This is a genomic window from Saccharomonospora cyanea NA-134 (assembly GCF_000244975.1).
GTDB lineage: Bacteria > Actinomycetota > Actinomycetes > Mycobacteriales > Pseudonocardiaceae > Saccharomonospora > Saccharomonospora cyanea.
In genome coordinates, this window is record NZ_CM001440.1 from 1,204,445 (window position 1) to 1,225,738 (window position 21,294).

The window sequence follows — 21,294 nt, forward strand, 5'->3', positions numbered from 1 at the left end:
CGCATCGGAACGCGGTCGAGGTGGCCTTCACCGCTGGCCGTCAGGCTTGCCGGCCGTGCTCACGCCCTCGTGAACAGCAGGGCGGTGTTGTGTCCTCCGAAGCCGAACGAGTTGCTGATGGCCGCCGTGAGGTCGATCTTGCGCGGCTCACCGGACACGACGTCCAGCTCGACCTTCGGGTCCAGGTTCTCCAGGTTCAGCGTCGCGGGCACGATGCCGTGGTAGATCGAGAGGATCGTCATGATGCTCTCGACGGCGCCGGCGCCGCCCACCAGGTGCCCGAGTGAGCCCTTCGGAGCCGTCACCACCGGGTGGTCGCCGATGGCCTTGCGGATCGCCGCGGCCTCGCCGACGTCACCGACGACGGTGGACGTGGCGTGGGCGTTGACGTGGCCCACGTCGGAGGCCGTGAGACCCGCCATCCGGATGGCGTGCTCCATCGCGGCCACCTGCCCGATGCCGTCGGGATGGTTCCCGGTGATGTGGTAGGCGTCCGACGTGATGCCGTAGCCCCCCAGCCGCGCGTACACCCGCGCGCCCCGTTCAGCCGCCCTGTCGGCGCGTTCCAGCACCACCGCACCCGCGCCCTCACCGAGGACGAAGCCGTCCCGGTCGGCGTCGAACGGCCGCGAGGCCCGTTCGGGGTCGTCGTTGCGGGTGGAGACGGTGCGCGCCTGCGCGAACCCGGCGATGGTGATCGGTGCGATGCAGGCCTCCGCGCCACCCGCGACAACGACGTCGGCCCGACCCGACTGGATCATCTGGACCCCGACCGCGATCCCCTCGGCGCCTGAAGCACATGCCGAAGCCGGGGAGTGCACCCCGGCCCTGGCCTTCAGGTCGATGCCCACGTGGGCGGCGGGCCCGTTGGGCATCAGCATCGGCACCGTCAGCGGAGACACCTTGCGGATGCCGTGCTGCTCCAGCAGGTCGTCCTGGTTCAGCAGCGTGACAGGGCCCCCGATTCCCGAGCCGATCGAGACGCCGAGCCGCTCGGGGTCGACGTCCTGTGACTCGTCGGTGGGCGGCTGGAAACCGGCGTCGGCCCATGCCTCTCGTGCGGCGAGCAGAGCCACCTGCTCGCAACGGTCGAGCCTGCGGGCCTGCACGCGCGGGATCTTCTCCGTCGGCTCCTCGGCGAGCACGGCGCCGATCTTCACCGGCAGGTCGATCCTCTCGACCCATTCGGCGTCGAGGACGCGGACGCCGCTACGGCCCGCCAGCAGACCGTCCCAGGTGGAGGGGACGTCCGCACCGAGCGGTGTGGTGGCGCCGAGCCCGGTGACCACGACGTCGATGTTGCTCATTGGTGTCTCCCCGAGGTGTGTAGCGAGAAGCTCTACTTCGCGTTGGCCGCGACGTAGTCCACGGCGTCGCCCACCGTCTTCAGGTTGGCCAGCTCGTCGTCCGGGATCTTCACACCGAACTTGTCCTCGGCCTGCACGGCGATCTCGACCATGGACAGCGAGTCGATGTCGAGGTCGTCCACGAAGGACTTCTCCGAGGTCACGTCGTCGGCGGACACACCGGCGACCTCCTCGACGATCTCGCCGAGGCCTGCCAGGATCTCGTTCTTGTCTGCCACTGGGCTTCCTTTCTCCGGTTTCGCTATTCGGGTCGCGACGGGCCTAGCGCCGTCGGCGTCAGTGGTACCACGTGGTGGTCAGGGGCAGACGAGTACTTGCCCCGCGTAGGACAGGCCCGCTCCGAACCCGACGGTCAGCACGACGTCCCCGCGCTTCACGGTGCCCGCGGCGCGCATGTGGTCCAGTGCCATCGGGATGGACGCCGACGACGTGTTGCCCGAGTACCGGATGTCGTCGGCCACCACCAGATCCTCGCGCGCGCCCTTGGCTCGCAGCCGCTTGGCGATGGCCTCGACGATACGCAGGTTCGCCTGGTGGGGGATGAGCACGTCGATGTCGGAAAGCTCCAGTCCCGCCAGCTCGACGGCCCGCATCGCGATGGGGGCGATCTGGGTCGTGGCCCAGCGGAACACCGGCTGCCCTTCCTGGAAGATGTACCGGTTGTCCCGCATGTAGATCAGGTCCACCAGATCGCCGGCGCTGCCCCACGCCACGGGGCCGATGCCCGGCTCGTCGGACGGGCCCACCAGGGCCGCGCCCGCGCCGTCGGCGAAGATGATCGCCGTCGAGCGGTCGGTGGGGTCGACGACGTCGGTGAGCTTCTCCGCGCCGATCACGAGTACCTTCTTCGCCGACCCGGCTCGCACGAGGTCGGACGCCACGCCGAGCCCGTAGCAGAAGCCCGCACACGCGGCGTTGAGGTCGAACGCCCCCGCGGACCTGATGCCGATGCGGTCGGCCACCTGGGCGGCCGCGTTCGGGATCGGAGCGGGCAGCGTGCAGTTCGGCACGATCACCGTGTCGACCTCCGACGGGGCGACGCCGGCGTCGGCCAGCGCCTTCGCGCCCGCGGTGACGGCCATGTCGACCAGTCGCTCGTCGTCGGCGGCGAACCGGCGCTCGACGATGCCCACGCGGTCGCGGATCCACTGGTCGTTGGTGTCCATGTGCTGCGACAGCTCGTCGTTCGTGACGATCCGGTCCGGTTGCGTGCTGCCCACACCGAGGATGCGGGTCGCCTTCGCGCCCTGCGCGAGGGTGAGCGTCGGTCGGGTCATGCCAGCTCCTCGAGGTGTGCGGGCGTCTTCACAGCGAACGGGGTGGTGACGGTGCCCTTGAGCTCCCGTCTGACCAGCCCGGTCAGCGTGCCCGCCGGGGGCAGCTCGATCGTCCGGTCGACGCCGAGTTCGGCGAGTCCCCGCATGGTCAGGTCCCACCGCACCGGGCGGGTCACCTGCGAGACCAGCCTGCTCAGATACTCCTCACCACTGGTCACCACGCCGCCGTCGGAGTTCGACAGCAGCGGCCGCGTGGGGTCGGAGGGGACGAGCTTGCCGGCATGCGTGCGCAACGCCTCCTCGGCCGGGGCCATGTACTTCGTGTGGAACGCGCCCGCCACCTTCAGCGCCCGCACCTTGGTGCCCGCCAGCGGCTCGGCCACGATCCGTTCGATGGCGTCGGCCGGGCCCGAGGCGACGATCTGGCCTGCCCCGTTGCGGTTGGCGGCCTCCAGCCCGTTCTCGTGCAGCCAGGCCACCACGTCGTCGGGCTCGCCGAGCATCACGGCCGCCATGCTCGTCGGCTCGGCCGCGCACGCCGCGGCCATCTCGGCCCCGCGCACGGCCGCCAGCGCCACGGCGTCGTCGGCCGACAGCACACCGGCGATGGCGGCGGCGGCCAGCTCACCCACGGAATGACCCGCCACCGGAGCGTCGGCGGCCACGCTCGACGGCAGGTACTCGAACGCCAGCAGCGACGCGGCGACGATGAGCGGCTGGGCGACCGCGGTGTCCTGGATCTCCTCGGCGGAGCCCTCGGTGCCGAGTCTCGTCAGATCGAGACCGGTGTTCTCCGACCACTGCGCGACGCGATCGCGCGCTCCGTCGAGTTCGAGCCAGGGCGTGAGCATGCCGGGGGCCTGGGAGCCCTGTCCGGGACAGAGGAGAGCGGTGGTCACCCCTGTAGGGAACACGGATCACGGTGCCCGGGGGCATGCTGGTCAGTCACCAAGTCCTTCGAAGCGGGTTGTGGACTCCCTACAAAGAGCGACACCGATCGTGTGTGACCTCCATAACGTTGTGTCCCGCCTCACCGTGAGAGGGAGACGGCGGTCACCACAAGCCCCGGGAGCGGGCCAACCTGCCCACGGTCAGAGCCGTCCGCAGTACGAGCGCGTCGCGGGGGTCGGCCGCGTTGCGGCCGGTGAGTTCGGCCGCCTTCTTCAACCGGTACCGCACGGTGTTGGGGTGGACGAACAACTGCCGCGCGCACGTCTCGAGCACGCCACCGGTCTCGAGGTAGGTCTCGATCGTCTCCAGCAGTGCGGGCCCCGCCTCTTCCAGCGGGCGCGCGATCTCGTCCACCAGGACCCGCTCAGCCTCGGCGTCGCCTGCGAGCGCGCGCTCGGGCAGCAGGTCGATCGAGCGCGCGGGGCGGGGAGCCGAGGGCCAGCCGACCACGGCCCGCAGCCCGGACAGCGCCTCCGCCGCACTGCGGTGCGCCTCGGCGAGGCTGTCCACCGTGGGACCGGCGACGACGGGACCTTCCGCGAACGCGGTGGCCAGTACGGTGAGGACCTCCTCGTCCTTGGGTGTGCCCTCCGTCGGGCCCGCCACCACGACGACCAGCCGCGAGCCCTGTACCCCGAGCAGCACCGGCCTACCCACCCTGGCGGCCTTGCTGCGGACCTCGAACACCACCGACGGTGGGTCGTCCGACGGCGGGTTGCCCACGAGCACGGTGGCGCCCGCGGCCGGGTCCCAGCCCAGGGCGGCGGCCCGTGACAACACCGACTCCTCGGCGTCCCCACGCACGACGCCGTCGACCACGAGCGCCTCCAGCCGCGCGTCCCACGCGCCCCTCGCCTCCGCTGCGGCGGCGTAGGAGTTGGCAGCGGCGAACGCGATCTCCCTGCCGTAGCGGAGGATGCCTTCGGTCAGTGCGGCGCGCTCGGCCTCGTCTGCGGCGAACCGGGGCAGCTGCTCCTCGAACACGTCCACCGCGAGCCGCACGATCTCGACGGTCTGCCGGAGGCTGATCCAGCGCGACAGCTCTCGCGGAGCCGAGCGGAACGCCTCGGTGGTGAGCTTGAGGGCTTCCTGCGAGTCGCGCATCCAGCGGACGAACCCGGCCGCGCCGGCCTGGGTGATCAGCAGGACGCTCGCGCGCTGGTCCGCGGGCAACCTGGTGAACCAGGGCAGACGTTCCTCGATGGCGGCCACGCTCGCCTTCGCGAGCCTTCCGGAGGCCCGTTCGAGTGCGCGAAGAGTCACCTCGGACAGCTCGTGCCGAGGCAGGGAGGGATCCGGGGCCGACGACGGTTCAATGGACATGCTGGTGCCGAATCCTACGCGGAGTGTCCCGGAGGGTGGGATCGCACGGTCCGGCGGCGTCGGGGCACAGACGAGACCGCCCGGCGCGCCGTGATCGGTCGCGCCGGGCGGTCCCACTTCCCCGGTCCCCACCGGTGTCTCCACTATGGACTTCGAGATCACCACCCGCCACCGGACTCACCCGTTCGTGAGCACCGATGACGGAGGCACGTCATCCACATCGGACACCGGTCCGGGTCACGCCACGCCGGAGTCCGACGTCTGCGGGCCCGCGGCCATGACATCGTGGATCTGGTACTTCCGCGCAGCCTCCACGACCTGCTCCTGCGACACCTCTCCGCGGCGGGCGAGCATCGTGAGCACACCGACCGTGATCGACTCCGCGTCGACGAGGAAATGGCGGCGCGCCGCGGGCCGGGTGTCGGAGAACCCGAACCCGTCCGTGCCCAGCGTCAGCATGTCGGCGGGCACCCACGGCCGGATCAGGTCCGGTACCGCGCGCATCCAGTCCGACACGGCCACGACCGGGCCCTCGGCGCCCGACAGCTTCTGCGTCACGTACGGCACCCGCGGGGTGTCGGCCGGGTGGAGGAAGTTGTCGCGGTCGACCTCCACGGCCTCCCGGCGCAGCTCCGTCCACGAGGTGGCCGACCACACGTCGGCGCCCACGTTCCACTCCTCGGCCAGCATCCGCTGCGCACGCAGCGCCTCGGGCATCGCGACGCCCGACACCAGGATCTGCGCCTTCGGGCCGGTGCCCTCCGGGGCCGACTTGTAGTGGTAGAGGCCCTTGAGCAGACCGTCCACGTCGACGTTCTCCGGCTCCGCGGGCTGCTGGTACGGCTCGTTGTACACGGTGATGTAGTAGAAGACGTTCTCACCGTTGCCGTCCGGCCCCGTCTCGCCGTACATGCGACGCAGCCCGTCGCGGACGATGTGGGCGATCTCGAACGACCACGCCGGGTCGTAGGCCACCACGGCCGGGTTGGTGGCCGCCAGCAGCTGCGAGTGCCCGTCGGCGTGCTGCAGACCCTCACCGGTCAGCGTGGTGCGGCCCGCCGTCGCGCCCAGCACGAAACCGCGTGTCATCTGGTCGGCCGCCGCGTACAGTCCGTCGCCCGTGCGCTGGAACCCGAACATCGAGTAGAAGATGTAGATCGGGATCATCGGCTCGCCGTGCGTGGCGTACGACGTGCCCGCCGCGGTGAACGACGCGGTGGAGCCCGCCTCGTTGATGCCCTCGTGCAGCAGCTGTCCCTGCTCGGACTCCTTGTAGGCGAGCATCAGCTGCGCGTCGACCGACGTGTAGTTCTGCCCCTGCGGGTTGTAGATCTTCGCCGTCGGGAACATCGAGTCGAGGCCGAACGTGCGCGCCTCGTCGGGGATGATCGGCACGAGCCGGTGCCCGATCTCCGGGTCCTTCGCCAGCTCGCGGACCAGCCGGACGAACGCCATCGTGGTGGCGACGTCCTGCTTGCCCGACCCCTTCCGGATGGCCTCGTACACCTTGTCACCCGGCAGCACGAGCGGCTTGGCGTTCGAGCGGCGCTCCGGCAGGTAGCCGCCGAGGGCCTGCCTGCGGCCCTTCATGTACTGGATCTCCGGCGCGTCCTCGCCGGGGTGGTAGTACGGCGGCAGCTTCGGGTCGCGCTCCAGTTCCTCGTCGCTGATCGGGATGCGCTGGGCGTCGCGGAACAGCTTGAGGTCGTCGAGCGTCAGCTTCTTCATCTGGTGGGTGGCGTTGCGGCCCTCGAACGCCGGGCCGAGGCCGTAACCCTTGATGGTGTGGGCGAGGATCACCGTCGGCTGACCGTGGTGTTCCATCGCGGCCTTGTACGCCGCGTACACCTTGCGGTAGTCGTGGCCGCCGCGCTTGAGGTTCCAGATCTGCTCGTCGGTGAGGTCCTTCACCAGGTCCTTCGTGCGCGGGTCACGGCCGAAGAAGTGCTCCCGTACGTACGCGCCGTCGTTGGCCTTGTACGTCTGGTAGTCCCCGTCGGGAGTCTGGTTCATGAGGTTCACCAGGGCGCCGTCGCGGTCGGCGTGCAGCAGCGCGTCCCACTCGCGGCCCCAGATGACCTTGATCACGTTCCAGCCCGCGCCGCGGAAGTACGCCTCCAGCTCCTGGATGATCTTGCCGTTGCCGCGTACCGGTCCGTCGAGCCGCTGCAGGTTGCAGTTGATGACGAACGTGAGGTTGTCCAGCCCCTCGCCGGCGGCCACGTGGATGAGACCCCGTGACTCGGGCTCGTCCATCTCGCCGTCACCGAGGAAGGCCCACACGTGCTGGTCGCTCGTGTCCTTGATGCCGCGTGCGTGCAGGTAACGGTTGAACCGTGCCTGGTAGATCGCGTTCATCGGGCCGAGGCCCATCGACACCGTGGGGTACTCCCAGAAGCCCGGCATCAGCCTCGGGTGCGGGTACGACGGCAGCCCGCCGCCCTCGCCGGCGTGGGAGAACTCCTGCCGGAAACCGTCGAGCTGGTCGGCGGTGAGCCTGCCCTCCAGGAAGGCCCTCGCGTAGATGCCGGGGGAGGCGTGGCCCTGGATGAAGATCTGGTCCCCGCCGCCCGAGTGGTCCTTGCCCCGGAAGAAGTGGTTGAAGCCCACCTCGTAGAGCGCTGCGGAGGAGGCGTAGGTCGAGATGTGGCCACCGACGCCCACGCCCGGCCGCTGGGCCCTGTGCACCATGATCGCGGCGTTCCAACGGATGAACGCGCGGTAGCGGCGTTCGATCTCCTCGTCGCCGGGGAACCACGGCTCGTTCTCCGTGGGAATGGTGTTGACGTAGTCGGTGGTGGTGAGCGGGGGCACGCCCACGTTGCGCTCACGGGCGCGCTCCAGCATCCTCAACATCAGGTACCTCGCGCGCTGTTGACCGCCCCTCGCCAGTGCGGCGTCGAAGGAGTCGAGCCACTCGGACGTCTCCTCCGGGTCGATGTCAGGCAAGTGCGCCGCCAGTCCGTCGCGGATGACGCGGACACGCGCCGGTGCTCCCTGGCCGGAGGCGCCTGCGGTGGCGCCGCGCCCGGCCTCGTCGTTCTGGGGGGCCAAGGGATCTCCTCGCCGAATTTCGAGTTGCTTCGAGTTGTCTGTCGTTGTCATCGTGGCTGTGGACGCCGTGTCCGTCAGCTGCTACTCTTCGGTAACATTGAGCTGTTCGTAACACCGTGTCGACTTGTGGCGGTCCTGCGGGGATACGCCGTGTGGACCGCGCCCTCCACCCTAGTTCAGACGGATGAGAGCCGGACTGTCCGGATTCGGAAAAACCGTGGTCGGCCTGCGAGTCGACGCCCCGTACGTCCCTCGGCTCCGGTCCACCACGTGAGGACTCCGGTGTGGACGGTTGCGCTTCGCGCCGTTGCGGTGTTCGCTATGCCCATCCGTGTACGTAGTGCGGTCGGTCGCGCAAGGTGAGCAACCGGAAGCGGACCGCACGTTCCCAGTTGGAGGAGTGAGAAGTCGTGGTCGCCGCGGGAGACGCTGGCCAGAACAGCGTCGCCGAAAAGCTCGGGATCAAGCCGGACATGGTGGTCCAGGAGCTGGGCTGGGACGAGGACGTCGATGAGGAGGTCCGCGCCGCCATCGAGGCTCACATCGGTGGCGAGCTACTCGACGAGGACGCCGACGAAGTCATCGACGTGGTGCTGCTCTGGTGGCGCGACGGCGACGGAGACCTCGGGGACGCGCTCGTGGACGCTCGGGTGCCGCTCGACGAGAACGGAGTCGTGTGGGTGCTGACTCCGAAGACCGGTCAGCCCGGGCACGTCGAGCCCAGTGAGATCGCCGAGGCGGTGCCCACGGTGGGCATGTCGCAGACCTCCAACCTCAGCATCGGTGAGGGTTGGACCGCCACCAGGCTCGTGCCGAGGTCGACGTCACGTCGTTGAGTCGGGGCGGCCCCGCCCACCTCGTCGGGGCCTTCGCGATAGGGTTTGCCCGGCACTTGCGTCGGCGAAAGAAGGCATCGCGTCGAGCCAGTGGCCGGATGTCGAGCCGTAATGTCGGACAAGCGAAAGGTTGTCGTGCCCATGGCCGTCGAGGTCGGTACCCAGGCCCCGGACTTCACGCTCAACGACTACAACAAGCAGCAGGTCACGCTGTCGTCGTTCCGCGGCGACAAGCCGGTGCTGCTCGTCTTCTACCCGTTCGCCTTCAGCGGCATCTGCCAGGGCGAGTTGTGCCAGCTCCGGGATGAGTACGACCAGTACCCCGGCGTGCAGGTGCTCGGTGTCTCGGTGGACACTCCCTTCGCTCTGAAGGCGTGGGCCGAGCAGCAGGGCTACCAGTTCCCGCTGCTGTCGGACTTCTGGCCGCACGGTGAGGTGGCGAAGGCGTACGGTGTGTTCAACGAGCAGGCCGGGTTGGCCCTGCGCGGTACCTTCCTGATCGACACCGAGGGTGTCGTGCGCTTCGCCGAGGTGAACCAGCCGGGTGAGGCGCGGGACCAGGAGGCGTGGAAGAAGGCGATCGCCGACCTCGGCTGACGGTCGGATCGCACCCAGAGCCGAGAGGCTCCCGGTACCACGCGGGCCGGGAGCCCTTCGGGCGCATAGCTCAGCGGGAGAGCACCTGCCTTACAAGCAGGGGGTCGCAGGTTCGAACCCTGCTGCGCCCACCGATGTGACCGGGTTCTGATCGCGGGATCCGGCGCGGACATCACTGGCCGTGGCCGTCGGGACGGCTGCCCGTCAGCGGTCCGGACTCGGCGTGTCGGTGCCGCCTGAGACCGTTTCGGCTTCCGTGTAGAGGATCTCGCGGGCCTGCTCGGCGGCGCGGGTGATGCTCTCGCCGACGAAGTCGACGAAGCGCGCGATGTTCTCCAGACGGACGGCGGCCGGGGTGCCGGGCCCGAGGATGTCGACGCCCTGCCGTGCGGTTTCCGCGAGCTGGGCGTGGCCTCGGGCGGAGGCGATCATCGACTGGTACCAGACGTCGTTGTCGGCGACGTAGCGCTCACGGCGGCGTTCGTCGCGTTCCCGGCGGACCAGACCCTGGCCTTCGAGGAACGCGATCGCCTTGGAGACGGACGCCGGGCTCACCTGGAGGTGCTGGACGAGTTCGGACGCGGTGAGGCTGCCCGCGTCGGTGGTGTACAGGGAGGTCAGCACCCGGGCCATCATCTTGGGCAGGCCCGACTGCATGAGGATCGCGGTGAACGCCTCCTCGTACTCACGTACCGCCTCGGCGTCGCGTCCGTCGGTTCGCGGGGACACCTGCGGCCCTCGCGGCGTGGTGGGCCTGCGTCGGCGGGTTCGGCGTTCGGTGGCGAGGTGGGCCAGGTCGGAACGGTAGGCGGTGGGGCCGCCGTTGCGCATCACCTCACGTGTGATCGTCGAGGTCGGACGGCCGAGCTTTCTGGCGATCTCCGCGTAGGCGAGGCCGTCGCCCAGGCCCAGCGCGATCTGTTGACGTTCCTGCTGGGTGAGCCTGCCTCCCGGCATCGCGATCCCCTCCGTGGCTTCCTCGAAGTCGTCAGCATAGCCTTCACGCCCGTTTCATTGCAACGATTTCAGGATGAACGTTGCATTCGGTTTCAGGGTCATTGCAACGATTTCGGGCTCTTCACCTGCATTTATGCCGAATCTATGCAACAAGATCGTTGTCGCTTTCCTGAACGCAACGTAGCGTTTCCCTCATCGGAAACAGCGAGCGCAGGAGCTGAGCACAATGCAGAAGTTCGACACCCCCGCCCCGATCTCCGCGGTCCTCGACATTCCCGCGGGTCTCGTCCGGATCATCGCCGCCGACCGGGCCGACACCGCGGTGGAGGTCCTGCCCGTGGACGCCTCGAAGGGGCGCGACGTGAAGCTGGCGGAGCAGACCACGGTCGAGTACGACGACGGGGTCCTGCGGATCGCGGCCTCGGCGAAGAACCAGATCCTGGGCAGCTCGGGGTCCGTCGAGGCGACGGTGCAACTGCCCGCGGGCTCCCGCATCGAGGTGAAGGCGGACAGCGCCGAACTTCGGGGCGTCGGCCGGTTCGGCGACGTCACGTTCGCAGGCTCGCACGGCGAGATCAAGGTCGACGAGGCCGCGAGCGTCCGCGTCACCACCCAAGCCGGCGACGTCTCGGTCGGCCGCCTCACCGGCCCGGCCGAGATCAGCGTCGCGAAGGGCGACATCCGGATCGCCGAGGCCGTGCGCGGCACGGTCGTACTGCGCACCCAGGCCGGTGACGTGTCGGTCGGCGCCGCCGCGGGAGTCTCCGCCGCCCTGGACGCCGGTACCTCCCACGGCCGGACCCACAACGCGCTCAAGAACACCGGCAGGACGGACCTGACCATCCAGGCGACCACCGACCACGGCGACATCGCCGCCTACAGCCTCTGAGCCCGAGGAAGGACGACCGAGATGACCACCACCCAGGACTACCAGGTCGCGGAGCGACTTCTCCGCCGCTCCGTCCGCCCCGGCGAACTCGTCGTCGGCGACAAGGTCAGGCCGCAGTGGACCGACGGAGGAGCCCGTTTCCGGTACGCCGTGAGCAACGGCACCGGCAGGCGGTTCGTGCTGGTCGACCCGGCGGCGGGCACTCGCGAGCCGGCCTTCGACCACGCCCGGCTCGCCGCCGCGCTGGCCGCTGCCTCCGGGCACCACGTCGACCCGGACGCCCTGCCGTTCCCGGCGATCGCGGTGGCCGACAACGTCGTGGAGTTCGACGCGTTCGGCGAGCACTGGCGCTGCGATCTGGACGACTACGCCTGCGACCGGGCGGAGCCGGCTCCGCCGGGCAACCCGCTGGAGGTGCCGTCGCCCGACGGCACGGTCGCGGTGTCCCGGCGGGGACACGACCTGTGGGCGCGCTCGCTGTCCGACGGCCGCGAGTGGGCGCTGACCACCGACGGCGAGCCCGGCTACGGGTACGGCTCCGGCCCGGAAATCACGAGCAACCCCACCCTGCTGCGCAAGTTGGGCCTGCCGCACCTGCCGCCGGTGGTGGCCTGGTCTCCCGACTCGACGAAGGTGCTGGCGCACCGCACCGACGAGCGGGGCGTCCGGCAGACCCACCTGGTGGAGGCCAGGCCCGCCGGCGGCGGCGCCCCGACACTGCACACCCAGCGGTACGCCTACGCCGGGGACGAGACCATCCCGCAGGCCGAACTGGTCGTGCTGGACGTCGCCGAGGGCACGGTCGTCCGCGCGCAGGCCGACCCTCTGCTCATGCCGCAGTTGTCGCCGATCGCGGCCGGGTGGGCGTGGTGGGCGGGGGACGGTTCGGCGGTGTACTTCCTCAGCCAGCCCCGTGACCTGCGCACGCTCACCCTGCACCGGCTCGACCCTGTCACCGGTGAGGTCACCACCGTGCTCAGCGAGACCGGGCCCACCCGCGTCGAGCCCAACCAGTGGCTGTTCGAGCCGCCGATCGTGCGGGTGCTGGCCGGCGAGGTGCTGTGGTACTCGCAGCGGGACGGCTGGGGCCACCTGTACCGGTACGACCTGCGCACCGGCGAGCTGCTCGGGCAGGTCACCTCAGGGCAGTGGGCGGTGCGGCGGATCCTGCACGTCGACGAAGCCGAGCGGGTGGTGTACTTCACCGCCTCCGGATTGGTCGACGAGGATCCGTACCGGCGCACGGTGTGCCGTGTCGGCCTGGACGGCACCGGGTTCGCCAAGGTCACCGACGACGAGCTGGACCACATCGTCACGATGCCGGACGACCCGGAGTACTTCATCGACTCCGCCTCCACCGTCGACACCCCGCCGGTGACGACGGTCCGTGACTGGTCCGGGCGGGTGCTGGTGGAACTGGAGCGCGCCGACATCAGCAAGCTCGTCGCCACCGGCTGGACGCCGCCGGAACGGTTCCGCGTCAAGGCGGCCGACGGGGTGACGGACATCTACGGGGTGCTGTACCGGCCACGGGATTTCGACCCGGCGCAGCGCTACCCCGTGGTCGACAACGTCTACCCCGGTCCGCAGGTCACCCGGGTCGAGCCGGGCTTCGACCCGGGTGGGATGGGCCTCGACGCGGAACCCCTCGCGGCGCTCGGGTTCGTGGTGGTGGCGGTGGACGGGCGGGGCACCCCGGGGCGCGACAAGGCCTTCCACGACGCTTCCTATGGCCGCTTGGCCGATGCGGGCTGCCTGGCCGACCACGTCGCCGCACTGCGGCAGCTGGCCGAGACCCGGCCGTGGATGGATCTCGACCGGGCGGGCGCGTTCGGGCACTCCGGAGGCGGGTTCGCCGCGGTACGGGCGATGCTGGACTTCCCCGAGGTGTACAAGGTCGGAGTCGCCCTCTCCGGCTCGCACGACGCTCCCTGCTTCAACCAGGGTTTCGTGGAGGCCTACGCCGGCGCGGACAACCCAGGGGCATGGGCCCAGGCGTCCAACGTGGACATCGCGGACCGGTTGGCCGGCAAGCTGCTGCTCGTCCACGGCGAAATGGACGACCAGGTCCACCCGGACCAGACGCTCCGGCTCGCCGACCGGCTCGTCGCCGCAGGCAGGGACTTCGAGCTGTTCATCGTGCCCGGCGCCGAGCACATGTTCATCGACTGCCTGGCCTACGTCCGCAAGCGCTGCTGGGACTTCTTGGTGCGCGAGCTGGCGGGCACGCAGCCGCCCGTCTACCGCCCCGCGCCCATCGTCCTCGGCCCGGAGCTGCTCGGTGAGCTGTTCGCCTGAGCGCGACACGACGGACCAGGAGCCGGGGAGTGCCGCCCCCGGCCCCCGGCCGCACGCGTGTTCGCGTCTCACGTACGCGTGTCCGCACTTGCCGCGCGCCTCAGACCCGCGCGCAGCGTTCGCGGAGCGTGTCCACGCCGTCGCCGGTGAGCTCGTCGCAGTACCCCGACCGCCCGGCCAGCGCCATCACGAGTGCCAGCACCGGCCCCGCGACCACGGGGCCCGATCCGGCGGCGAACGGCCCGTCGGTAGCCATGAGTCGTAACCCCTCGGCCCGCTTGCCCGACGGCAGGACGAGGTTCGAGCTCTGGTAGTGGTGCGCCACGTGCGTGAGCGTGTCCACGGGGTGGTCGCGCCGGACGCCCAGGGGCCTGCGGATGTCCTCGCCGTGCACCACCACCTCGCCGAGCATGGCGACCACGGGCAGCGGTGGTTTGGTGGTGCTGTCCACGATGCGGCGGAACCGCTGCAGTGTCTCCCCGGCATCGGTGCCGAGCTGCTCACGGAGTCGGAGCTCGACCTGCCTGTCGAAGTCGAAGCGGCAACGGACGACGCCGGCGAGCCACCGTGCGGGGGTTAGGCTCGCCCCCGCGGTCACGTGTGCCAGCACCTCGCGCACGGTCAGGCCCTCGCACAGCGACGGCGTGTTCCACTCCGTCTCGGTGAGCTCGGCGATGTCGGCGGCCAGCGCGGCGCGCTCGGTGTGCACGAGCGGCCACAGGGTGCTCCGGGTGTCGGTCACTTCGGTGTCTCCTTCGTGAGGTCGGCGCGTGACCGTATCCGCCGACGCCGACGGATTCCGCTCGACGCCACACGTACCTCGAAGGTTGCTCGCCACTTCGGGCCGTGTCCGTTTCGTGACATGGCGGTATGTGCGGACGAAACCCGAGGCCTTATCCTCGTCGCCGATATGTGACGTCAACCGTGAAGGCTGCTGTGCACACTGTCGGCGACGCGGCAGAGGACCCGGCCCGCGAACGCGGGTCCGTCCGGCCGTACCTTGACGATCTTCCGCTGGAGCTGTGGGACTCGGACGAGCCGGCCGAGTCCGGACCCGGCTCCCCGCGGAGATCGTGGTGGCGCGCGGTGCTGCCGGTCGCCGTGGCTCTGGTGCTCGTCGGCGTTTTCGTGGCCGTTCTGCCGTCCCTCGACCCGTCCCTCGACGATGGGGACTCCGACCTGCCCGGCGCGGCGCCCGGCTCCGACGAGCCGGTGCCGTCCCTGGCCTCGATCGGGGACAACCGGCTGCTGAGAAGCGGGACCGTGTTGGCCGAAGTGCGTTGCGAGCTGCCCGAACTCGGCAGTGCCAGTGAGCGGCTGCACGCGTTCTACACCGCCGAGCTGCGTTGCCTCGAACGCGCCTGGAAACCCGCGCTGAACCGGGCGGGGGTGGAGTTCGCTCCCGTGGCCGTGGACATCACCGACGCCCCGGCGACCGCGTGCGGCGAGCTGCCGCCCTCCGGGGAGGCCACGGGCCTGTACTGCGCCGAGGACGCCACCATCTACCTGCCTCGCACACGCACCCTGGATGCGTTCGGGCTCACGCGGGAGGCCCACATCGCCACGCTGGCCCACGAGTACGGGCACCACGTGCAGCACCTCAGCGGCATCCTCGCCGCCGCGAACGGCCAGCTCAACCGTTACCCCGCGGGGAGCCCGCCCGACCGGGAACTGGGCAGGCGGGTCGAGTTGCAGGCGAACTGCTTCGCCGGTGTCTTCCTCGCCAGCGCGGCAGGAAGAGGATCGATCACGGACGACCTCGGTCACGCCGCGGTGGACGACTTCCGCAACTGGGTCGACAGCGACACCCACGGCGCCAGCGAGACACAGCGCCGGTGGGCCGCCCGAGGGTTCCGGCACGGCGACGCCGGACACTGCAACACCTGGCAGGCGCCCAGCGAGGACGTCGCGTAGGGGGGGGAGTTCACGGCAGGACGGGCAGCGGCCACGTCCGGCCCGTGGCGCTGTCGATGAGTGCCGCGCTCGTGACCCGCACGGTCAGCGGGAGGACCTCGTACACCGACGTCGCCACCGCGGGCAGATCCCGCGTCGTCGACCTCGTGGCCACCGAGGAGTGCGGAAGCCAGCGGTCGAGGGCGTAGTGGCGGTGTATCCGGGCGCCCGTCCCGCTCACGGCCCGCACCACCGCCTGTTGGCGGGCGAGCAACCCGGACGCGGGCGCGGGCACGAGTGAGATCCGGCCCCGGCGGAACGCCGCCATCGCGTCGAAGGTCAGGTCGAACGGGCCGCTGTCGGGCAACGCCGCGACCGCGTCGTGGACGGCGCCGAGGTGCCAGTCCAGCAGGACGACGTAGGACAGGTGCGGGTGGTGCCTGCGGTGCGTGTGCGTCTCCAGGGTCGCGACGCCCACCGCCTCCAGCCGCGACCACAGGCCACGCAGTGCCCGTTCCGAGTGCGGGTCGAACAGCAGGCAGACGCCCAGTGCCACGCCGATGACCCTACGGCGCCGCGGGTTCGCTCGCCGTTTCACCGCCCACCACTCGGGTATTCGCGGTTTGAGCGGCGCCCGTCACACCGGAGGAGGAAGCCGTCATGACTCGTCCCACAGATCCAGGAGCCCGTCCCCGTAGACGAGGGTTGCAGCCCGTCCAGGTACTGGCCGGACTGATCGGGCTCGTCTACCTGGCGCTCGGCATCATCGGACTCGTCATCACCGGGTTCGGAGGATTCGGGGACGCCACCCACAGCACCCTCTGGCTGTTCTCGATCAACCCGCTCCACAACATCTTCCACATCGTCATCGGCGCGCTCGGTGTGCTGATGGCGCTGACGTCCAAACTGGCCCGGACCTACGGCTGGTTGCTGCTCGCGGTCTTCGGCGTACTGCTGTTGTGGGGACTGGCCATCAGCGGTGTGTTCGCGGAGAACCCGGTGGGCGGGCTGGGTAACCCGTTCGCGCTCAACACGGCGGACAACTGGCTGCACTTCGGGACCGCTCTGCTCGGTCTCGTCCTCGCCGTGATGCCGGCTCGCAAGAAAGTCACCGCGATGCCGGGCCAGGAGAGGGAGTCGGTTTCAGGTGCGATGTCCGGGCGAAGCAGCGAAGGTGAAGTGGCCGCCCAGGGAACCCGTCGGCACGCGCCGGGCCGCCGGATCTGGCGCCGTGGCGCCGCGCACTGACGGTGCCGAGGCGTCCAGGAGTCGCGGACACCGGCCCACGTCGTTTCGTCATTCCTCCGGGACGACGTGGGCCAGTACGCAGGTGATGTTGTCCGGGCCGCCGCCCTCGTTGGCGAGGTCGATGAGCGACTGCACGGCTTCCTCCGGGGTGGCGGTCTCGGTCGCCACGTCCGTGAGCACCCGCTGGATGTCGTCGGCCTTGACCACGTCGGTGAGGCCGTCCGAGCAGAGCAGGTAGACGTCGTCGGCCTGGGCGGTGTGCAGCGAGATGTCCGGTTCGGCCGGCACACTCGCGAGCAGCGCGCGCACCAGCACCGACCGGCTCGGGTGACGTTCGGCCGCCTCGGGGGTGAGCCGTCCCTGGTCCACGAGCGTCTGGACCATCGTGTGGTCGCGGGTGAGCTGCGTCAGGGTGTCGCCGCGGAGGCGGTAACAGCGCGAGTCGCCGATGTGTCCGAGGGCGAACCGCGGGCAGTCCCACAACATCGCCGTGGCGGTGGTACCCATTCCGGTGAGCGCGGGATCGTCGGCGACGCGTTCCTCGAGCCGCGAGGCGGCGGCGCGGACGGCGCCCGCCAGTTCCTCGCCGAGGTCGACCTTGCCCATGTCCTCGTCCGCGAGCCGGGTGTCGAGTTCCTCGAGTGCGGCGACAGCCTCGGCGCTGGCGACTTCACCTGCGGCGTGCCCGCCCATGCCGTCCGCGACGGCGAGCAGCCGGACGGTCGCGTAGGCGGAGTCCTCGTTCCCGCTGCGGTGTTGCCCGACATCGGAGCCCGCGGCGTAGCGGAGGGTCAGGACCTGGTCGTGTGTCATGAGTGCAGTGAACCATTGCTCGGCGAGCAGCGAGGCACAACAGTACGCCAACCGGCTCTGTTTTGCCGAACCGGCACACCGGGTCGGGCGTTTTCCCGGCCTCGGGCCGGTGTGCCACGCCGGGTATGCGGGTCCCAGGGCGAAACGCTCACGGGGCTAAGCTGGTCGGCACGTCTTGGCCGTTCTCAAGGGTGTCTTCGGAGGTTTTCCGGCGGTGTCGAACGATTCCTTCGTCCACCTGCACGTCCACACCGAGTACTCGATGCTCGACGGTGCGGCGAAGATCGCCCCGCTGTTCGCGGAGGCGTCGCGGTTGGAGATGCCCGCCGTGGGCATGACGGACCACGGCAACATGTACGGCGCGGACGAGTTCTACCAGCAGGCGAAGAAGGCCGGCATCAAGCCGATCATCGGCATCGAGGCCTACGTCGCGCCGGAGAGCCGCTTCCACAAGAAGCCCGTCTTCTGGGGACACCAGGGGCAGCGTGGCGCCGACGAGTTCGGTGAGGGCGGCGACGTCTCGGGCGGCGGTGCCTACACGCACATGACGATGCTGGCGGAGAACGCCACCGGCCTGCGCAACCTGTTCAAGCTCTCCTCGCTGGCGAGTATGGAGGGCTACTACCGCAAGCCCCGCATGGACCGCGAACTGATCGCGGAGAACGCCGAGGGCATCATCGCCACCACCGGCTGCCCGTCCGGCGAGGTGCAGACGCGGTTGCGGCTGGGGCAGAAGGACGAGGCGATCCAGGCCGCGTCCGACTACCGCGACATCTTCGGCCAGGACAACTTCTTCCTGGAGCTGATGGACCACGGCCTCCCGATCGAGCGCTCGGTGCGCGAGGGCCTGCTCGAGATCGGCAGGAAGCTGGGCCTGAGGCCGTTGGCGACCAACGACTCCCACTACGTCACCAAGGACCAGGCCGAGTCGCACTCCGCGCTGCTGTGCGTGCAGTCGGGCAAGACGCTGTCGGACCCCACCCGGTTCAAGTTCGACGGCGACGGCTACTACCTGAAGTCCGCGGGGGAGATGCGCCAGTACTGGGACACCGAGGTGCCCGGTGCCGCCGACTCGACGCTGCTGATCGCCGAGCGGGTGGAGTCCTACGCCGACGTCTACGCCCACAAGGACCGGATGCCGATCTTCGAGGTGCCGGAGGGCCACACCCAGGAGTCGTGGCTGCACCACGAGGTGATGAAGGGCCTCGAGTGGCGGTTCCCCAACGGCATCCCCGACGGGTACGTCGAGCGTGCCGAGATGGAGCTCGGCGTGATCGCGCAGAAGGGCTTCCCGGCGTACTTCCTCGTGGTCGCCGACCTCTGCAACTACGCGCGCAGCGTGGGTATCCGGGTCGGTCCGGGCCGTGGTTCGGCGGCGGGCGCCCTCGTCGCCTACGCGCTGGGCATCACCAACCTCGACCCGATCCCGCTGGGGCTGCTGTTCGAGCGGTTCCTCAACCCCGAACGCATGTCGATGCCCGACATCGACATCGACTTCGACGACCGCAGGCGCGGCGAGATGATCCGGTACGCCACCGAGAAGTACGGTGCGGACAAGGTCGCGCAGGTCATCACGTTCGGCACCATTAAGACCAAGGCCGCCATCAAGGACGCGGCGCGCGTGCACTTCGGCCAGCCCGGGTACGCCATCGCCGACAAGATCTCCAAGGCCCTCCCTCCGCCGATCATGGCGAAGGACATCCCGCTGTCGGGCATCGTCGACCCCGAACACGAGCGGTACCCGGAGGCGGCCGAGGTCCGCACGCTCGTCGAGAACGACCCCGAGGTCAAGACGATCTTCGACACCGCCCGCGGCCTCGAAGGGCTGATCCGCAACGCCGGTGTGCACGCGTGCGCGGTCATCATGTCCAGCGAGCCGCTGATGGACGCGATTCCGCTCTGGCAGCGGGACGACGGCGCCGTCATCACCGGCTGGGACTACCCGTCGTGTGAAGCCATCGGGCTGTTGAAGATGGACTTCCTCGGCCTGCGCAACCTCACCGTCATCGGCGACGCGATCGACAACATCAAGGTCAACCGCGGTGTCGACATCGACCTCGACACCCTCGGGGTCGACGACCCGGAGACGTACAAGCTGCTCGGCCGCGGCGACACGCTCGGTGTGTTCCAGCTCGACGGTGGCGCCATGCGGGACCTGCTGCGGCGGATGCAGCCGACCGAGTTCGCCGACATCGCCGCGGTCAACGCGCTGTACCGCCCCGGTCCGATGGCGATGAACACGCACAACAACTACGCCGACCGCAAGAACGGCAGGCAGCGGGTCACGCCGATCCACCCGGAGCTGGAAGAGCCCCTGAAGGACATCCTGTCCGAGACCTACGGCCTGATCGTCTACCAAGAGCAGATCATGCAGATCGCGCAGAAGGTCGCCGGCTACTCGATGGGCCGAGCCGACGTGCTGCGCCGGGCGATGGGCAAGAAGAAGAAGGAGGTCCTCGAAAAGGAGTTCGAGGGCTTCGAGGCCGGCATGAAGGAGAACGGGTTCTCGAAGGAGGCCATCCAGGCCCTGTGGGACACGATCCTTCCGTTCGCCGGGTACGCGTTCAACAAGTCCCACGCGGCGGGCTACGCGCTCGTGGGCTACTGGACCGCCTATCTCAAGGCCAACTACACCGCGGAGTACATGGCCGCGCTGCTCACCTCGGTCGGTGACAACAAGGACAAGTCGGCGGTGTACCTGGCCGAGTGCCGCAGGCTCGGGGTGCGGGTGCTGCCGCCGGACGTCAACGAGTCCGGTCGCCGGTTCGCGGCCGTCGGTGACGACATCCGCTTCGGGCTCGGCGCGATCCGCAACGTGGGCGCCAACGTCGTCGAGTCGATCATCGCGACGCGGGAGAAGAAGGGCAAGTACTCCTCCTTCACCGACTTCCTCGACAAGTCCGAGCTCGTGGCCTGCAACAAGCGGGTCATCGAGTCGCTGATCAAGGCGGGTGCCTTCGACTCGCTCGGCGCCACCCGGCTGTCGATGATGCGGGTGCACGAGGACGCCGTCGACGCCGTCGTGCCGCTCAAGCGGCAGGAGGCGATGGGGCAGTTCGACCTGTTCGGCACCGGCGGAAGCGACGGGGCCGCCCCCAGCACGTCGTCGTCGCCCCTGGCGCACCTGAAGTTCGACGAGGAGGAGTACCCGCGCAAGCAGAAGCTCGGCTACGAACGGGAGATGCTGGGCCTCTACGTGTCGGCGCACCCGCTCGACGGGGCCGAACGGATCCTGCGCAAGCACGCCAAGCGGCCCATCGCGGCGATCCTGGCCGAACCTCCCAAGGAAGGCGAGATCGAGATCGCGGGGCTCATCACCGCGCTGGAACGCCGGGTGAACAAGAAGGGCGAGCCCTGGGCCATCTGCACGGTCGAGGACATGGACGCCTCGCTGGAGGTGCTGTTCTTCCCGAAGTCCTACGCGCTGTTCGCCGCCGACCTGGTGGAGGACAACGCGGTCGTCGTCAAGGGTCGCGTCAACTGGCGTGAGGACAAGATGTCGGTCTTCGCCGCCGGGCTGGTGCCGCTCGATCTCAGCGACGTCGCACTCGGTGACGAGGAACCACCGCTGATGCTGCTGGCCTCGGCCGAGAAGATCACGCAGAGCGTGGTGACCGAGCTCAAGCAGACGTTGCAGGCTCACCGTGGTGACACCCCGGTGCGGCTCAAACTGGTCGGCAGCTCGTCCGAGACGGTCTTCGCTCTCTACGACTATCCCGTGACGGTCAGTTCGATGTTGATGGGCGAGCTCAAGGGCATTCCGGGCATCGCGGCGAGCACGTGAGGACAGC

At 69.6% G+C, this 21,294-nt stretch carries 17 protein-coding genes and 1 tRNA gene; 8 read left to right on the plus strand and 10 right to left on the minus strand.

From position 1 onward, the window contains the following. Positions 1-59: 59 nt before the first annotated feature. The 6 genes from SACCYDRAFT_RS05850 to aceE all read right to left on the minus strand — a co-directional run bounded on the left by SACCYDRAFT_RS05850 (position 60) and on the right by aceE (position 7,972). A complete protein-coding gene (locus SACCYDRAFT_RS05850) occupies positions 60-1,307 on the minus strand; it encodes a beta-ketoacyl-[acyl-carrier-protein] synthase family protein (protein WP_005454471.1) in 1,248 nt (415 codons plus the stop codon). Between the two features lie 32 nt (positions 1,308-1,339). Beyond that, positions 1,340-1,585 carry an acyl carrier protein gene (locus SACCYDRAFT_RS05855; protein WP_005454472.1) on the minus strand — a complete coding sequence of 82 codons (246 nt, stop codon included), beginning with the start codon at positions 1,583-1,585 and terminating at the stop codon, positions 1,340-1,342. A 78-nt stretch (positions 1,586-1,663) separates the two neighbouring features. Beyond that, positions 1,664-2,644 (minus strand): beta-ketoacyl-ACP synthase III, encoded by a 981-nt coding sequence (locus SACCYDRAFT_RS05860; RefSeq protein WP_005454473.1) that lies wholly within the window; start codon positions 2,642-2,644, stop codon positions 1,664-1,666. After that, positions 2,641-3,543: an ACP S-malonyltransferase gene (locus SACCYDRAFT_RS05865; RefSeq protein WP_269744648.1), complete on the minus strand. Its 903-nt coding sequence runs from the start codon at positions 3,541-3,543 to the stop codon at positions 2,641-2,643. The genes SACCYDRAFT_RS05860 and SACCYDRAFT_RS05865 overlap by 4 nt, the downstream gene beginning before the upstream one ends. 154 nt (positions 3,544-3,697) lie before the next feature. Continuing rightward, positions 3,698-4,918 (minus strand): PucR family transcriptional regulator, encoded by a 1,221-nt coding sequence (locus tag SACCYDRAFT_RS05870; protein ID WP_005454475.1) that lies wholly within the window; start codon positions 4,916-4,918, stop codon positions 3,698-3,700. A 237-nt stretch (positions 4,919-5,155) separates the two neighbouring features. After that, the gene (aceE, locus tag SACCYDRAFT_RS05875) at positions 5,156-7,972 is read right to left on the minus strand and encodes a pyruvate dehydrogenase (acetyl-transferring), homodimeric type (RefSeq protein WP_005454476.1); all 2,817 of its coding nucleotides are present in this window, start codon (positions 7,970-7,972) and stop codon (positions 5,156-5,158) included. Between the two features lie 410 nt (positions 7,973-8,382). Between aceE and SACCYDRAFT_RS05880 the strand changes: the two genes are divergently transcribed. The 3 genes from SACCYDRAFT_RS05880 to SACCYDRAFT_RS05890 all read left to right on the plus strand — a co-directional run bounded on the left by SACCYDRAFT_RS05880 (position 8,383) and on the right by SACCYDRAFT_RS05890 (position 9,536). Then, on the plus strand, positions 8,383-8,808 hold the full coding sequence (locus tag SACCYDRAFT_RS05880) for a DUF3052 domain-containing protein (RefSeq protein ID WP_005454477.1): 426 nt from the start codon (positions 8,383-8,385) through the stop codon (positions 8,806-8,808). 141 nt (positions 8,809-8,949) lie between these two features. Next, the gene (locus tag SACCYDRAFT_RS05885; protein ID WP_043536206.1) at positions 8,950-9,405 is read left to right on the plus strand and encodes a peroxiredoxin; all 456 of its coding nucleotides are present in this window, start codon (positions 8,950-8,952) and stop codon (positions 9,403-9,405) included. 59 nt (positions 9,406-9,464) lie between these two features. After that, positions 9,465-9,536: transfer RNA gene (locus SACCYDRAFT_RS05890), tRNA-Val, on the plus strand. 73 nt (positions 9,537-9,609) lie between these two features. On the opposite strand, the gene SACCYDRAFT_RS05895 is transcribed toward SACCYDRAFT_RS05890, so the two are convergent. Next, positions 9,610-10,362 carry a GbsR/MarR family transcriptional regulator gene (locus tag SACCYDRAFT_RS05895; RefSeq protein ID WP_005454479.1) on the minus strand — a complete coding sequence of 251 codons (753 nt, stop codon included), beginning with the start codon at positions 10,360-10,362 and terminating at the stop codon, positions 9,610-9,612. Positions 10,363-10,588: 226 nt separating this feature from the next. Between SACCYDRAFT_RS05895 and SACCYDRAFT_RS05900 the strand changes: the two genes are divergently transcribed. Then, the gene (locus tag SACCYDRAFT_RS05900) at positions 10,589-11,251 is read left to right on the plus strand and encodes a DUF4097 family beta strand repeat-containing protein (RefSeq protein ID WP_005454482.1); all 663 of its coding nucleotides are present in this window, start codon (positions 10,589-10,591) and stop codon (positions 11,249-11,251) included. A 21-nt stretch (positions 11,252-11,272) separates the two neighbouring features. Further along, entirely contained in the window at positions 11,273-13,549 is a 2,277-nt protein-coding gene (locus SACCYDRAFT_RS05905) for a S9 family peptidase (protein ID WP_005454484.1), read from the plus strand. A gap of 100 nt (positions 13,550-13,649) precedes the next feature. Here the strand turns inward: SACCYDRAFT_RS05905 and SACCYDRAFT_RS05910 are convergent, their stop codons facing one another. Next, positions 13,650-14,291: a maleylpyruvate isomerase family mycothiol-dependent enzyme gene (locus SACCYDRAFT_RS05910; protein WP_005454485.1), complete on the minus strand. Its 642-nt coding sequence runs from the start codon at positions 14,289-14,291 to the stop codon at positions 13,650-13,652. Positions 14,292-14,485: 194 nt separating this feature from the next. Here SACCYDRAFT_RS05910 and SACCYDRAFT_RS05915 point away from each other — a divergent pair, with 194 nt between their 5' ends. Then, positions 14,486-15,463 (plus strand): neutral zinc metallopeptidase, encoded by a 978-nt coding sequence (locus SACCYDRAFT_RS05915; RefSeq protein WP_005454487.1) that lies wholly within the window; start codon positions 14,486-14,488, stop codon positions 15,461-15,463. Positions 15,464-15,473: 10 nt separating this feature from the next. Here SACCYDRAFT_RS05915 and SACCYDRAFT_RS05920 read toward each other — a convergent pair whose 3' ends face one another. Then, positions 15,474-15,998 (minus strand): 2'-5' RNA ligase family protein, encoded by a 525-nt coding sequence (locus tag SACCYDRAFT_RS05920; protein WP_005454488.1) that lies wholly within the window; start codon positions 15,996-15,998, stop codon positions 15,474-15,476. A gap of 104 nt (positions 15,999-16,102) precedes the next feature. On the opposite strand from SACCYDRAFT_RS05920, the gene SACCYDRAFT_RS05925 reads away from it, so the two are divergent. Next, complete coding sequence (locus SACCYDRAFT_RS05925; RefSeq protein ID WP_005454489.1) at positions 16,103-16,690, plus strand: DUF4383 domain-containing protein; 588 nt, start codon at positions 16,103-16,105, stop codon at positions 16,688-16,690. A gap of 48 nt (positions 16,691-16,738) precedes the next feature. Here SACCYDRAFT_RS05925 and SACCYDRAFT_RS05930 read toward each other — a convergent pair whose 3' ends face one another. After that, positions 16,739-17,503, minus strand: coding sequence for a PP2C family protein-serine/threonine phosphatase (locus SACCYDRAFT_RS05930; protein ID WP_005454490.1), 765 nt, complete (start codon positions 17,501-17,503; stop codon positions 16,739-16,741). Between the two features lie 214 nt (positions 17,504-17,717). Here SACCYDRAFT_RS05930 and dnaE point away from each other — a divergent pair, with 214 nt between their 5' ends. Next, entirely contained in the window at positions 17,718-21,287 is a 3,570-nt protein-coding gene (gene dnaE / locus SACCYDRAFT_RS05935) for a DNA polymerase III subunit alpha (protein ID WP_005454491.1), read from the plus strand. Positions 21,288-21,294 lie beyond the last annotated feature (7 nt).

Coding starts and splice junctions, on each gene's coding strand:
- SACCYDRAFT_RS05895 (WP_005454479.1), bottom strand. CDS start 10,362: ATGCCGGGAGGCAGGCTCACCCAGCAGGAACGTCAACAGATCGCGCTG.
- SACCYDRAFT_RS05930 (WP_005454490.1), bottom strand. CDS start 17,503: ATGACACACGACCAGGTCCTGACCCTCCGCTACGCCGCGGGCTCCGAT.
- SACCYDRAFT_RS05870 (WP_005454475.1), bottom strand. CDS start 4,918: ATGTCCATTGAACCGTCGTCGGCCCCGGATCCCTCCCTGCCTCGGCAC.
- SACCYDRAFT_RS05905 (WP_005454484.1), top strand. CDS start 11,273: ATGACCACCACCCAGGACTACCAGGTCGCGGAGCGACTTCTCCGCCGC.
- SACCYDRAFT_RS05885 (WP_043536206.1), top strand. CDS start 8,950: ATGGCCGTCGAGGTCGGTACCCAGGCCCCGGACTTCACGCTCAACGAC.
- SACCYDRAFT_RS05850 (WP_005454471.1), bottom strand. CDS start 1,307: ATGAGCAACATCGACGTCGTGGTCACCGGGCTCGGCGCCACCACACCG.
- SACCYDRAFT_RS05900 (WP_005454482.1), top strand. CDS start 10,589: ATGCAGAAGTTCGACACCCCCGCCCCGATCTCCGCGGTCCTCGACATT.
- SACCYDRAFT_RS05925 (WP_005454489.1), top strand. CDS start 16,103: ATGACTCGTCCCACAGATCCAGGAGCCCGTCCCCGTAGACGAGGGTTG.
- SACCYDRAFT_RS05860 (WP_005454473.1), bottom strand. CDS start 2,644: ATGACCCGACCGACGCTCACCCTCGCGCAGGGCGCGAAGGCGACCCGC.